The sequence below is a fragment of the Sphingomonas pollutisoli genome (assembly GCF_029167165.1).
Classification (GTDB): Bacteria; Pseudomonadota; Alphaproteobacteria; order Sphingomonadales; family Sphingomonadaceae; genus Sphingomonas; species Sphingomonas pollutisoli.
The window spans coordinates 571504-585219 of record NZ_JARFNJ010000002.1; the positions used below are offsets into that span (position 1 = coordinate 571504).

The 13716-nt window shown below is 66.8% G+C and carries 13 protein-coding genes; 7 read left to right on the forward strand and 6 right to left on the reverse strand.

Features of this window, described 5'->3' with window-relative positions:
* Positions 1-5: 5 nt before the first annotated feature.
* Positions 6-2216, reverse strand: coding sequence for an excinuclease ABC subunit UvrB (uvrB, locus tag PX554_RS06020; protein ID WP_275499783.1), 2211 nt, complete (start codon positions 2214-2216; stop codon positions 6-8).
* 86 nt (positions 2217-2302) lie between these two features.
* Between uvrB and PX554_RS06025 the strand changes: the two genes are divergently transcribed.
* Positions 2303-2896, forward strand: a complete 594-nt coding sequence (locus PX554_RS06025; protein WP_275499785.1) for a DUF3617 domain-containing protein — start codon at positions 2303-2305, stop codon at positions 2894-2896.
* Between the two features lie 101 nt (positions 2897-2997).
* The gene (locus tag PX554_RS06030) at positions 2998-3273 is read left to right on the forward strand and encodes a GCG_CRPN prefix-to-repeats domain-containing protein (protein ID WP_093221521.1); all 276 of its coding nucleotides are present in this window, start codon (positions 2998-3000) and stop codon (positions 3271-3273) included.
* A 94-nt stretch (positions 3274-3367) separates the two neighbouring features.
* On the opposite strand, the gene PX554_RS06035 is transcribed toward PX554_RS06030, so the two are convergent.
* From PX554_RS06035 to PX554_RS06050, 4 genes are all read right to left on the reverse strand, one after another.
* A complete protein-coding gene (locus PX554_RS06035; RefSeq protein WP_275499787.1) occupies positions 3368-4549 on the reverse strand; it encodes an MBL fold metallo-hydrolase in 1182 nt (393 codons plus the stop codon).
* 96 nt (positions 4550-4645) lie between these two features.
* Complete coding sequence (locus tag PX554_RS06040) at positions 4646-5566, reverse strand: DMT family transporter (protein ID WP_275499789.1); 921 nt, start codon at positions 5564-5566, stop codon at positions 4646-4648.
* A gap of 61 nt (positions 5567-5627) precedes the next feature.
* The gene (locus PX554_RS06045) at positions 5628-5921 is read right to left on the reverse strand and encodes a GIY-YIG nuclease family protein (protein ID WP_275499791.1); all 294 of its coding nucleotides are present in this window, start codon (positions 5919-5921) and stop codon (positions 5628-5630) included.
* An 80-nt stretch (positions 5922-6001) separates the two neighbouring features.
* The gene (locus tag PX554_RS06050) at positions 6002-7519 is read right to left on the reverse strand and encodes a fumarate hydratase (RefSeq protein WP_093221531.1); all 1518 of its coding nucleotides are present in this window, start codon (positions 7517-7519) and stop codon (positions 6002-6004) included.
* A gap of 253 nt (positions 7520-7772) precedes the next feature.
* On the opposite strand from PX554_RS06050, the gene PX554_RS06055 reads away from it, so the two are divergent.
* The 3 genes from PX554_RS06055 to PX554_RS06065 all read left to right on the forward strand — a co-directional run bounded on the left by PX554_RS06055 (position 7773) and on the right by PX554_RS06065 (position 12893).
* Positions 7773-9878, forward strand: a complete 2106-nt coding sequence (locus PX554_RS06055) for a putative bifunctional diguanylate cyclase/phosphodiesterase (RefSeq protein ID WP_275499794.1) — start codon at positions 7773-7775, stop codon at positions 9876-9878.
* A gap of 485 nt (positions 9879-10363) precedes the next feature.
* Positions 10364-12286, forward strand: a complete 1923-nt coding sequence (locus PX554_RS06060) for a ribonucleoside-diphosphate reductase subunit alpha (protein WP_275499796.1) — start codon at positions 10364-10366, stop codon at positions 12284-12286.
* Positions 12287-12419: 133 nt separating this feature from the next.
* Positions 12420-12893 carry an endonuclease domain-containing protein gene (locus tag PX554_RS06065; protein WP_275499798.1) on the forward strand — a complete coding sequence of 158 codons (474 nt, stop codon included), beginning with the start codon at positions 12420-12422 and terminating at the stop codon, positions 12891-12893.
* Positions 12894-12895: 2 nt separating this feature from the next.
* Here the strand turns inward: PX554_RS06065 and PX554_RS06070 are convergent, their stop codons facing one another.
* A complete protein-coding gene (locus PX554_RS06070; RefSeq protein WP_093221542.1) occupies positions 12896-13138 on the reverse strand; it encodes a DUF2171 domain-containing protein in 243 nt (80 codons plus the stop codon).
* 74 nt (positions 13139-13212) lie between these two features.
* Between PX554_RS06070 and PX554_RS06075 the strand changes: the two genes are divergently transcribed.
* Together PX554_RS06075 and PX554_RS06080 are read left to right on the forward strand one after the other, a co-directional pair.
* The gene (locus tag PX554_RS06075) at positions 13213-13512 is read left to right on the forward strand and encodes a hypothetical protein (RefSeq protein WP_093221545.1); all 300 of its coding nucleotides are present in this window, start codon (positions 13213-13215) and stop codon (positions 13510-13512) included.
* Positions 13512-13703 (forward strand): hypothetical protein, encoded by a 192-nt coding sequence (locus PX554_RS06080; RefSeq protein ID WP_093221547.1) that lies wholly within the window; start codon positions 13512-13514, stop codon positions 13701-13703. Before PX554_RS06075 ends, PX554_RS06080 begins: the two co-directional genes overlap by 1 nt.
* Positions 13704-13716 lie beyond the last annotated feature (13 nt).

The window sequence follows — 13716 nt, forward strand, 5'->3', positions numbered from 1 at the left end:
GTGGTTTACCGCCCCCGCCGGCTCGCCCCCGGCAGCCCGGCGCGCATCTTCTGGCTCTTGCCATACCGCGTCTTGCGCGTTCCCGGCTTGCCCTCGTTCGAGCGGCCCATCACCGGCGCCACCGGGCGTTCGGCGCCGGGAAGCCCCAACTCCTCCGCTTCGAGCACGCGAATCTCGTCGCGCAAGCGGCCGGCTTCCTCGAATTCGAGGTCGGCGGCGGCGGTGCGCATTTTCTTCTCGAGCTCCTCGATATAGGCGCGCAGGTTGTGGCCGACCATGTGCGGGCGGTCCTCGTCGATCTCGACCGTGACCTGATCGCGCTGCGACACGTCCTGGATGATGTCGCCGATGTTGCGGCGGATCGTCAGCGGGGTGATGCCGTGTTCTTCGTTGTAGGCGCGCTGCTTCTCGCGGCGGCGGTTGGTCTCGTTGAGCGCGCGCTCCATGCTGCCGGTCATCCGGTCGGCGTAGAGGATGACGCGGCCGTCGACGTTGCGCGCGGCGCGGCCGATCGTCTGGATCAGCGAGGTTTCGGAGCGCAGGAAGCCTTCCTTGTCGGCGTCCATGATGCACACCAGCCCGCATTCGGGGATGTCGAGCCCCTCGCGCAGCAGATTGATGCCGACCAACACATCGTACACGCCGAGCCGCAGATCGCGGATGAGTTCGATCCGCTCGAGCGTCTCGACGTCCGAGTGCATGTAACGGACCTTGAGCCCAGCCTCGTGCATGAACTCTGTCAAATCCTCGGCCATGCGCTTGGTCAGCGTGGTGACGAGCGTGCGATAGCCGAGCTCCGCGGTCTTGCGGCACTCGACGATGCAATCCTGCACCTGCTCCTCGACCGGCTTGATCTCGACCGGCGGGTCGATCAGCCCGGTCGGGCGGATCACCTGTTCGACGAACACGCCGCCGGTCTGCTCCATTTCCCAAGCGCCCGGCGTCGCCGAGACATAGGTGGTCTGCGGGCGCATCGCGTCCCATTCGTTGAAGCGTAGCGGCCGGTTGTCGATCGCGCTCGGCAGGCGGAAGCCATATTCGGCGAGCGTCAGCTTGCGGCGGTGGTCGCCGCGCGACATGCCGTTGATCTGGCCGACCGTCTGGTGGCTTTCATCGACGAACAGCAGCGCGTTGTCGGGCAGATATTCAAACAAGGTGGGCGGCGGCTCACCCGGAAGGCGGCCGGTCAGGAAGCGCGAGTAATTCTCGATGCCGGCGCATGATCCGGTCGCGGCGATCATTTCGAGATCGAAGTTGGTGCGCTGTTCGAGCCGCTGCGCTTCGAGCAGCTTGCCCTCGGGGATCAGTTCCTTGAGCCGCTCGGCGAGTTCGTGCTTGATCGCCTCCATCGCCTGTTTGAGCGTAGGGCCGGGCGTGACGTAATGCGAGTTCGCGTAGATGCGAACATAATCAAGATTAGCCACCTTCTTGCCGGTGAGCGGATCGAACTCGGTGATCTCCTCGATATCGTCGCCGAAGAAGGAGATGCGCCAGGCGGTATCCTCATAGTGCGACGGGAAAATCTCGAGATTATCGCCCTTTACCCGGAAATTGCCGCGCGCGAAGGCGGCGTCGTTGCGCTTGTATTGCAGCGCGACGAGCTTGCGGACGATCTCGCGCTGGTCGACGCTCTGGCCCTTCTTGAGATCGAAGATCATCGCCGAATAGGTTTCGACCGAGCCGATACCGTACAGGCACGACACCGAGGCGACGATGATGACGTCGTCGCGTTCGAGCAAAGAGCGGGTCGCCGAGTGGCGCATCCGGTCGATCGCCTCGTTGGTCGAGCTTTCCTTCTCGATATAGGTGTCCGAGCGCGCGACGTACGCCTCGGGCTGATAATAATCGTAATAGCTGACGAAATATTCGACCGCATTGTCCGGGAAGAACGACTTCATCTCGCCGTAGAGCTGCGCCGCGAGGATCTTGTTGGGGGCGAGGATCAGCGCGGGGCGCTGCACCGCCTCGATCACCTTCGCCATCGTGAAGGTCTTGCCCGATCCGGTCACGCCGAGCAGCACCTGGTCGCGCTCACCCGCCTCGGTCTGCGCGACGAGTTCGGCGATCGCGGCGGGCTGGTCGCCGGCGGGGCTATAGTCCGAGACGATCTTGAACGGCCGCCCGCCTTCCGCCTTGGGCGGGCGCGAGGGCCGGTGCGGGATGAAGGTCTGCCCGGTTTCGGGCTCGTCCAAGGTCGTGCGAATCTGGATTGCCATGTCCGGCAATATGGGCTGTACCGCGCCCAGCCGCAACAAAGCGGGAACGGGTCGCACAAAACAAACCGTATCAAAGGGATGACTCCATGCGTTTGGTGTTTGCCGCCGTTCTGACCCTGCCGCTCGCCGCCTGCGGCCCCGCCAAGACCCCGACCGTGGAGGCGACCAACGCGACGGCCGCCGAAGTGCAAGCCAAGGTGGCCGCGGCGACCGGCGACGCCGATCTCGTCAAGCCGGGGCGGTGGGAAGGCAGCATGACGATGCACGACATGCAGATGAGCGGCCTGCCCCCTGAGGTGCAGCAGCAGATGAGCGCGCGGATGACCGAGCCGCATCGCTTCACCAGTTGCGTCACGCCCGAAGACGTCAAGGCCAAGCGCGGCTTCTTCACCGGCGCGAAGGACAGCCACTGCACCTACGACCATTTCACGATGGCGGGCGGCAAGATCGACGCGGCCATGGTCTGCAAGGAAACCGTCGGCACGATGAAGGCGACGATGGCGGGCAGCTACACGCCCGAAAGCTATCATTTCGACATGCGTTCGACCACCGAGGCGCCCGGCGCCGGCGCGGCGCCAGGCGGCCCGGGCGCGCAGAAGATGACGATCACGATCGACGCCAAGCGCACGGGCGAATGCCGTGGCGACGAGAACGGGGCGACGCCGAAAATCAGGCCGTAAGGCGCCATGCCCGCGCGGCGGAGCGTGCCCCGCCCGCGCCGTCCCGCGCGGAACGCCGCGCCCGAATGTGCGTTCCACCGCCTCCGAAGGAGGAGGTGTGTATGCGTAAACGTGTTGCCGCCGCACTGGCGATCGGGATCGCGATGCTGTCGGTATCGAGCGCCGAGGCGCGCGACGGCTGCGGCCCCGGCGGGCATCGCAATCGCTGGGGCGATTGCCGCCCCAACCGCGGGCCGGTGATCGTCGAGCGGGGCCCGGTGGTGGTCGAGCGCGGGCCGCTGGTGGTCGATCGCTATTATGCCGGTCGCGGCTATTGGGACGGCCGGCGCTATTGGCATCGTCGTCAACGCTGGCACGGCGGCTGGCGCTACTGGTAAGTCTCCCGCGCTGTCGCCATTCGCGGCGGCGCGCTCGTCCTATTCGCCGTGCCGCATGGCCATCAGGCCAGAGCGGGCCATCACCGGGCGAACGTCACGGCAAGCTCCGCACCGCCGGCGAGGCGAGGCACGCTGCCGTAGCGGCCGGCGAGACAGGCTTCGCGAGCAGCGGCGCATAAGGCGCGATCGGTACCGGGCGGCCGAACGCGACCGTGCCGAAGCCGCTCAAACCGCGACAGCGCTCGACCGCCGCGAGCAGACGCGGCGGCGTGTCATAGGCTTCGTAGGAGAGGCGGAAAGTGCCCCAGTGGATGCCGATCGCGCTCGATGCGCCGAGCCGGCGATATACCTCAACCGCATCGATCGGCCCGATATGGCTGCCCGCCGCCATTTGCCCGGCGGAGAAGCGGAACGCGCCGATCGGGATCAACGCCAGCCGCACCGGGCCATAGGCCGCCGCCTCGTCCGCCCAGCGCAGATCGCCCGCGCCGGTGTCGCCCGCGAAGAACAGATTGCCGCCGGGCAGCGTCACCACGAAGCTGGACCACAATGCCCGGTTGCGATCGGCCATCCAGCGGCTACCCCAATGGTGATTGCGCGTCACGATCACCTCGACGCCGGGCTTGACCGGCACGCGGCCGCCCCAGTCGCGCGCGATCGCGGGGACGCCCGCCTGGCCGATAACGCTGTCATTGCCCAGGCTGGTGACGATGCGGGGGTGATCGCGATCCCACAACCGTTTGAGCGTGGCGAGGTCCAGATGGTCGTAATGGTCATGGCTGACCAGGACGAGGTCGATCTTCGGCAGCGAGTCGAACGCCACGCCCGGTTCGGCGACGCGCTTGGGGCCAAGCCCGAGCGGCCCGGCGCGCGGCGACCAGACCGGATCGGTGAGAATGTTCAGCCCCTGCGTCTGCACCAGCATGGTGGCGTGCCCGACCCAGGTGGCGAGCATCGCGTCGCCGCTGACGCGCGGCGGCGGTGCGACGCGGCGGACGGCGACGTGATCGGGCCACGCCGGGCGCCCGTCGCTGCCGGTGAGGAAGCGCACCATCATGCCCAGGCCCGGCACCGGCGCCGGCTTGCCGCCGGGGCGGGCGGCGGGCGCGAACGTGTCGTCACCATCGGGATTGGCGAAGCGCCTGCCGTCGAAATGCCCGCTCACCGGTCCGCGATAATAGCGCGCGTCGAGGAAGCGGGGCAGAACCGTGATCGCAAGGCAGATCAAGACGACGATCCACAGGATCGCCGCCACCAGGAAACGAAGAAACCGCATGACGTGCCGTTGAGCCATTGTGCGGCGCGGCGCAACCCCGCGCGGAGCGCCCGTCGCCCCGCCCACCGGATAGCGCAGGTCAGGCGGCGGCGTGCGTCACAGCGCGCCGGCGAGCGCGAGCACCACGCCGGTCGCGACGATCAACAGCCCAGCGACCTCGCTCCGCGCCATGCGCTCGCCAAGGTAGAAATGCGCGAACGCCATCGTGAAGGCGACCTCGACCTGCCCGACGATCCGCACCAGCGCGACCGGCGCGGTGGCGAAGCCGGTGAACCAGCACGCCGAACCGACCGAGGAGAGCAGACCGACCTGGCCGGACACCCGCCAGCTTGCCAGCACGCGCGCCATCTCGCCACGTTCGCGCAGCAGCACATAGCCGCCCTGCAACATCGTCTGGGTGGCGACGGTCGCCGCGAGCGTGACGAGCGCGGCGAGGATGTGATCGCCGGTCGCGACTTCGAACGTGGTGCGGCGGATCGCGATCGTCGCCAGCGCGAACACGGTGCCCGAGGCGATACCGTAGAGCGCCGCCCGCTCGCCGAGCGCACGCGCGAACGCGATCGGCGCCATCGCCCGCCCGCCGGTCGCCAGCACCATCACCCCGACCACGCCGAGCGCGATGCCGGCCCAGCTCAACGCGCTCAAATGGTCATGGAGCAGCACCGCCGAGAACAGCGCCGCCTGCACCGCCTCGGTCTTCGAATAGGCCGTGCCGACGACGAAGTTGCGCTCACCGAACGCCATCAGCAGCAGGTTGGTCGCGACGATCTGCCCGATCGCCCCGGCGAGGCAGAACGGCCAGAATTGCGCACCGAGCGCGGGCCAGACGCCGGGCGCGGCAAGTGCGTGATAGCCGGCGAGCATGACGAGCGCGAACGGCAGACCGTAGAGATAGCGCACCAGCCCGGCGCCGTTGACCGACAGCGACCTGCCGACCCGCCGCTGCACCGCCGTCCGCCACGCCTGCACCGCGCCCGCGACAAGGGTAACGGGGAGCCAGATGGGGGAGGCGATCATGGCGTGCGGCTGAAAGGCGGGAGTCCAGGCTGCTCCCCCGCTCTAGCGGGGGAGCATGATGCTAGGCGAGCGCTTCGTAGAGGTCGGTCCAGTCGGGATTGAGCCTCTCGATCTCGCTGAGTTTCCACAAACGATTCCATTTCTTCAGACGAAGCTCGCGCTGTCGGGCGTCCTCAATCGTGTCATGCGCTTCGTACCAGACCAGAAGCTTGCAGCCATATTTCTTGGTGAAGCCTTCGACCAGGCCGTTGCGATGCTGATAGGCTCGGGCGGCCAAGTTGCTTGTCGCGCCGACATAGATCGTGCCGTTACGGCCACTTGCCATGATGTAGGCGAAGCCCGCTTTCTCTCGCATCGCCCTACTCCATATGTTCCCGCGAAGGCGGGAACATAGTCTGGGCCCCCGCCTTCGCGGGGGCACATATCACATCAGTATCACGCCAGCAGCTTCTCCCGCGCGATCTTCTCCTTCCACACGAGGGGCGCGAGCTGGTGCACGTTCGCGCCCGACGAATCGACCGCGACCGTCACCGGGAAGTCCTGCACCTCGAATTCGTAGATCGCCTCCATGCCGAGATCGGCGAAGCCGACCACCTTCGAGCCCTTGATCGCGCGTGCGACGAGATAGGCCGCGCCGCCGACCGCCATCAGATAGGCGCTCTCCTTCTCGGCGATCGCCTTGGTCGCGTCCGCGCCGCGCTCGGCCTTGCCGACCATCGCGAGCAGGCCCTGGTCGAGCATCATGCGGGTGAACTTGTCCATCCGCGTCGCGGTGGTCGGACCGGCGGGGCCGACCACTTCCTCGCCGACCGGATCGACCGGACCGACATAATAGATCACCCGCCCCCGGAAATCGACCGGCAGCGGCTCGCCCGCATCGAGCATGTCCTTGATCCGCTTGTGCGCGGCATCGCGGCCGGTGAGCATCTTGCCGTTGAGGAGAAGGCGGTCGCCCTGCTTCCAGCCCTTGACGTCCTCGGGCGTGAGCGTGTCGAGATCGACGCGGATCGCGGCGGAATCGGGCTTCCAATCGACCTTGGGCCATTCATCGAGCTTGGGGGTTTCGAGGAAGGCGGGGCCGGAGCCGTCGAGCGTGAAGTGCGCGTGGCGGGTGGCGGCGCAGTTGGGGATCATCGCGACCGGCTTGCCGGCGGCATGGCACGGCGCATCCTTGATCTTGACGTCGAGGATGGTCGAGAGCCCGCCCAGCCCCTGCGCGCCGATGCCGAGCGCGTTGACCTTGTCGAAGATCTCGATGCGCAGCGCCTCGATATCGTTACGAGGGCCACGCGCCTTCAATGGTCCCATGTCGATCGGCTCCATCAGCGCCTGCTTGGCGAGCAGCACGCAATGTTCGGCGGTGCCGCCGATGCCGATGCCGAGCATGCCGGGCGGGCACCAGCCCGCGCCCATCTGCGGCAGCATCTCGAGCACCCAGTCGACGATCGAATCGCTCGGGTTCATCATCTTGAACTTGGATTTGTTCTCGCTGCCGCCGCCCTTGGCCGCGACATCGACCGAGACGCGCGCGCCCGGCACCATCTCGACATGGAGCACGCACGGCGTGTTGTCCTTGGTGTTGCGGCGGGTGAAGGCGGGATCGGCGAGCACCGAGGCGCGCAGCTTGTTCTCGGGGTTGAGATAGGCGAGCCGGACGCCCTCATCGACGATCTCCTGGAGCGAGCGGCTGGTGTCGTCGAAGCGACAGTCCATGCCCCACTTCACGAACACGTTGACGATGCCGGTATCCTGGCAGATCGGGCGATGCCCCTCCGCGCACATCCGCGAATTGGTGAGGATCTGCGCGATCGCGTCCTTCGCCGCCGGCCCCTGCTCCGCCTCATAAGCGTCACCGAGCGCACGGATATAGTCCATCGGGTGGTAGTAAGAGATGAACTGGAGCGCGTCGGCGACGCTCTCGATCAGATCGGCTTCGCGGATGATGGTGGTCATGGCTGCTCGCTCGAAGGAAATGGTGGCCGCACCTAGACCACATCGCGCGCCGAGGGAAAGTCCCGCGCCCGAGCGGCGGCCTGAGCGTGAATGTGGCGGTTACCACCATTATGGAGGTGAACACCGTAATCCGGCGCATGCCGGCAAGCAATTGGCAAGGATCGGCGGCTAGGTCCGCCGCATGATTCCACCGCTCACTCCCCTCCGCACGGCCGCGCTTTGTCTATGTGTCGCCGTGACGACGGCGGCTGCGGTGGCGAGCCGCGACGCGCGCGCCGTGCCGCTCGCGCTCATGCTGGTGGGCGGGGTCGCGGTCCTGCTGTTCTGCACCGCGCGCGCGCCGCAGCGCGCCCCGGCGCTCGCCAACCCGCTCGTCGATGGAGTCGCGGCGCGGCTGGTGCGCGAATATGAGGAACAGGGCACCGGCTGGTTCTGGCAGACCGACCGCGAGGGGCGCGTCACCTATCTCTCGGCCAAGGTCGCCGCCGAACTCGACACCGCCGACACGCCCGCGATCGGCGCGCCGATCCGCACGCTGTTCCGGGTCGATACCAACGCGACCGAGACCGAACGGACGATCGCCTTCCATCTCGCCTCGCGCACCGCCTTCTCCAACTATTCGGTGCGCCCCGCGGTGCCGGGGAAACTGGAGCGCTGGTGGTCGATGTCGGGCCGGCCGATCACCGATGCCGACGGCACGTTCCAGGGTTTCATCGGCAACGGCAGCGACCTCACCGAGCGCCGCCGCGCCGAAGCCGAGATCGCCCGCCTCGCCTTGTTCGACAGCCTCACCGGCCTCGCCAACCGACAGCGGATGCGGCAATGGCTCGACCAGACACTGTCGCAGGCGCGCGGCGGGCGCGGCACCGCGCTGTTCCTGCTCGATCTCGACCGGTTCAAGGCGGTCAACGACACGCTCGGCCACCAGACCGGCGACGCGCTGCTCAAGCAGGTCGCGCAGCGGCTGGTGCGCGCGATCGGCGACAGCGGGCTGGTCGGGCGGCTGGGCGGCGACGAGTTCCAGGTCGTGCTGCCGGGGATGACCGAGCACGACATGCTCGGCACGGTCGCGCGCGGCGTCATCGAGGCGCTGTCGCAGCCCTATTCGATCGACGGCTCCTCGATCTCGATCGGCTGTTCGATCGGCATCGCGATCGCGCCCGAGGACGGCGACGATGCCGAGACGATGGTGCGCAATGCCGATCTCGCGCTGTACGGCGCCAAGGGCGACGGGCGCGGCGTCCACCGTTTCTTCAAGCCGGCGATGCTCGACGGCGCGCGCAGCCGCAAGCAGATCGAGGACGATCTGCGCCACGCGCTCGCCGCCGATCAATTGCACGTCGCCTATCAGCCGGTGGTGAGCACCGCGAGCGGGCGGATCGTCGGCTATGAGGCGCTGGTGCGCTGGGAGCATCCGACGCGCGGATCGGTCTCCCCGGCCGAGTTCGTGCCGGTCGCGGAGGATTGCGGCCTGATCGAGGCGATCGGCGAATGGGTGCTGCGCACCGCCTGCATCGAGGCGGCGACATGGCCGGACGACATCCGCGTCGCGGTCAACGTCTCGCCGATCCAGTTCGCCAATCCGGCGCTGCCGACGATCGTCACCTCGGCGCTGGCGCGCTCGGGCATCGTGCCGGGGCGGCTCGAACTGGAGATCACCGAGGGCGTGTTCCTCGACGAAACGGCGCAGTCCGAGCAGATGTTCAAGACGCTCAAGGCGATCGGCGTGCGGCTCGCGCTCGACGACTTCGGCACCGGCTATTCCTCGCTCGGCTATCTGAAGAAGGCGCCGTTCGACAAGATCAAGATCGACCAGGGCTTCGTGCGCGGCGCCGCGATCCCCGGCAACCGCAACGCGGCGATCATCCGCGCGATCGTCACGCTCGCCGACGCGCTCGACATGGAGACGACCGCCGAGGGCGTCGAGACGCAGGACGAGATCGCGCTGATCCGCGCGCTCGGATGCAGCCACATCCAGGGCTGGGCCTATGGCAAGGCCGCGCGCGCGGGCGAGGTGCCGGCGCAGCTCGCCGCGCAGGGCGGCATGCCGCTCGCCTCGGCCCCTGCCAGGAGCCGCCCGCCGCGCCACACGATGATCCGCACCGCGCGCATCCGCGCGGGCGATGCCGCGGGCGAGATCCGCATCCGCAACCTGTCGCCGGGCGGGGCGATGATCGACGGCATCGCGATCGACGGCGAGGCGACCGACGTGGACGTGATGATCGAACTGGTCGAGGATGAGATGTTCCCCGCCAAGCTGCGCTGGGCGATCGATGGCCGCGCCGGGCTGGAATTCGAAAGCCCCTTCAACATGGCGCGGCTCGCCCGCCCCGCCTTGCCGGTGCGCAAGGCGGGATAGCCTATTTCCCGTCCCGAAGGCGCGCGCGAGCATCGCCGCACCTGTTGGCGCTAAGCGCCCGGCACATACCGGATCGGGTGGCCGGCAGCGCGCAAAGAAATCTGTGGATTCCCGGTTCGTTCCCTTGCGTTTCGCGGAGGTGGCGGAAGTCCACGCGTCGCGGCGTGGCACGCTTCCCGCGATGCCATGAACCGAATCAAAATAGCGACGAACCGAGTCCCTGATCTGTCATTTACGGTCTTGCGATCGCGCGCGATCCGGCACAATCTGTAGGGGTAAGGTTCGGGGGCGAACCCAAGAACTGGTAGAACGGGGTGGCGAACCCCATATGATAGAGCGGTTGCCCGGTGCGTTTTGCATAGGCGCGGCCTTATTTTGTTCTCACGGGCGAGCGCCCGCAGTGATAGCATCGGGGACTGCCCCCGATTCGAACGGACCGGGAACACGGTCCGCCTATAGAGATGGTTTGGACAGGGGCGATACCGATGGATTTCAGGGACACCCAGGAAGTGAGCGTAGAGATGGCGACCGACACGATCGAAGCGACGAAAGTCGAGGCCGGCGGCGCCAACCGCAAGCTCGCCGAGCGCGGCGATTCGAAGGCGGTGCGCCCGCAGCTCTATCCGGTCGAAGTCGATCATTCGCGCGACGCGCTCCTTACCGATTTCGGCAAGGAGACGCTGACCGATCGCTATCTGCTGCCCGGCGAGCGCTTCCAGGATCTGTTCGTGCGCGTCGCCTCGGCCTATGCCGACGACGTCGGCCACGCGCAGCGGCTGTACGATTACATCTCGCAACTGTGGTTCATGCCGGCGACGCCGGTGCTGTCGAACGGCGGCACCGGGCGAGGCTTGCCGATCTCGTGCTTCCTCAATTCGGTGCCCGACAGCCTCAACGGTATCGTCGATACCTGGAACGAGAACGTCTGGCTCGCCTCGCGCGGCGGCGGGATCGGCACCTATTGGGGCAATGTGCGCGGCATCGGCGAGCCGGTCGGCCTCAACGGCAAGACCAGCGGCATCATCCCGTTCGTGCGCGTGATGGATTCGCTGACGCTGGCGATCAGCCAGGGCTCGCTGCGGCGCGGCTCGGCGGCCTGCTATCTCGACATCTCGCATCCCGAGATCGAGGAGTTCCTCGAAATCCGCAAGCCCTCGGGCGATTTCAACCGCAAGGCGCTCAACCTGCACCACGGTGTGCTGATCCCCGATGCCTTCATGGAAGCGGTGCGCGACGGCAAGGAATGGGCGCTGGTCAGCCCCAAGGACGGATCGGTGCGCAGCACGGTCGATGCGCGCGCGCTGTTCCAGAAGCTGGTCGAGACCCGGCTGGCGACGGGCGAGCCGTACATCGTCTTCGCCGACCATGTGAACAAGAACATGCCGAAGCACCACCGCGAGCTCGGCCTCAAGGTCTCGACCTCGAACCTGTGCAGCGAGATCACGCTGCCGACCGGCAAGGACCATCTCGGCAACGATCGCACCGCGGTGTGCTGCCTGTCCTCGCTCAACCTCGAGACCTGGGACCAGTGGAAGGACGCGAAGGGCTTCATCGAGGACGTGATGCGCTTCCTCGACAACGTGCTTCAGGACTATATCGACCGCGCCGAGCCGGGCATGGAGCGCGCCGCCTATTCGGCGATGCGCGAGCGCTCGGTCGGGCTCGGCGTGATGGGCTTCCACTCGTTCCTGCAGGCGCGCGGGCTCGCCTTCGAAGGCGCGATGGCGAAGTCCTGGAACCTGCGCATGTTCAAGCACATCAAGGCGCAGGTCGACGAAGCCTCGATGCATCTCGCGGTCGAGCGCGGTCCCTGCCCCGACGCGGCCGATCGCGGCGTGATGGAGCGTTTCTCGTGCAAGATGGCGATCGCACCGACCGCGTCGATCTCGATCATCTGCGGCGGCACCAGCGCGTGCATCGAGCCGATCCCGGCGAACGTCTATACGCACAAGACGCTGTCGGGCAGCTTCTCGGTGCGCAACCCGTATCTCGAGAAGCTGCTGATCGATAAATCGAAGAACTCGGAAGCGGTGTGGAATTCGATCCTCGAGCGCGGTGGTTCGGTGCAGCATCTCGACTTCCTCACGCCCGAGGAGAAGGATTGCTACAAGACCAGCTTCGAGATCGACCAGCGCTGGCTGATCGAGCTTCAGGCCGATCGCACGCCGTATATCGACCAGTCGACCTCGCTCAACCTGTTCATCCCCGCCGATGTCGAGAAATGGGATCTGCTGATGCTGCACTTCCGCGCGTGGGAACTGGGCATCAAGTCGCTCTATTACCTGCGCTCGAAATCGGTGCAGCGCGCCGGTTTCGCGGGCGGGGTCGAAGCCGACAACACCATCGACGCGCCCAAGTTCGAGCTCGGCGAGAGCACGGACTATGACGAATGTCTGGCGTGCCAGTGAGGTGGTTGAGGTAAGTCGCCCTCACCCTCCCATGCTGCGCATGGGCCCCTCCCTCTCCCGGAGGGAGAGGGGTTCTTTCCCTCTCCCTCCGGGAGAGGGAGGGAGCCGCGCAGCGGCGGAAGGGTGAGGGCGAATGCGCACGTATCGGAACCAACCCGGCGGCACGGTAACACACGCGCGCGATTTGCGTCGCAACGCCACCGAGGCGGAAAAAGCGCTATGGCGTGCGCTGCGCGAAAGCTTCCCGGGGCTAAAATGGCGGCGGCAAGTCCCAGTCGGCCAATACTTTGCTGACGTCCTGTGTTTCTCGGCAAGACTCGTCATCGAAATCGATGGCGGCCAGCACGCAGCGGCGACAGATTATGACGCGATCCGCTCAAGCTTTTTGGAGAGCGAAGGCTATCGAGTCCTGCGGTTCTGGAACAACGATGTGCTGCAAAATCTCGACGGGGTAATTGCGAGAATCGCAAAATCCCTCTCCCAGCGGGAGAGGGAAGGAGCCGCGCAGCGGCGGAAGGGTGAGGGCGACGCGACACTCTTAGCGCACACGCCCTCACCCCGCGCGGCTGCGCCGCTTGCCCCTCTCCCGATGGGAGAGGGGGAGTGAGCTTATTCTTCCTCTTCGAACGTCACCGCGACGTCGGCGTTGGCGCTGAGGCGGACCTTGTCGCCTTCGACATCGGCGACGAGGCCGAGCGAGATGTAATGATGGTGCCCTTCGTGGCTGCCTTCCCCGCTGTCCTTCTTGGTCAGCTTGATGCGGTCGCCATCGAGATGATCGACGGTCCCGACATGGACGCCGTCGGCGCCGATGACTTCCATATGTTCTTTGATCGCGCTCTTGTCGGCCATGTGCAATGCTCCTGCGTTATGGTTGCCGGGGCTGAACGCATACGCGAGCGAAACGATGCAGGCGAGGGCGTAAGATGAAGTACCGCGTGATTCTGCTGCTCGGGATGAGCCTCGCGCTCGCCGCCTGCGCGCACCGCGTCGCGAGTTCGGTGCAGCACACGCCCGATACGCCGGGCTTCCTGCTGGGCGTGTGGCACGGCTTCATCTTCCCGGTGGCGTGGGTGCTGTCGCTGTTCGTGCAGGGCGTGGCGGTCTATGCCGTGCCCAACCAGGGCGGCTGGTATGATTTCGGCTATTTCATCGGCATCGTGTTTCTTGGCGTCGGCTCGCACCGCACGCGTACCGTCTATGTCACGCGGGTGGTGCGACGGTGATGCCGCGCGCGCTGATCGCGATCGACGCGTGCGCGGGCGGCGCGTTCGTGTGCGGCGTGGCGCTGGTCGCTCGCTCGGGGCGGGTGGCGGACGCGGCCGCGACCTACCGCCTGCGCATCGGCGGCGCGATGCTGGCGGCGGCGGCGCTGTTCCTCGCCGGTTTCGCGACGATGGCGTGGGTGACGGCGTGAGCGGCCCCGCGAC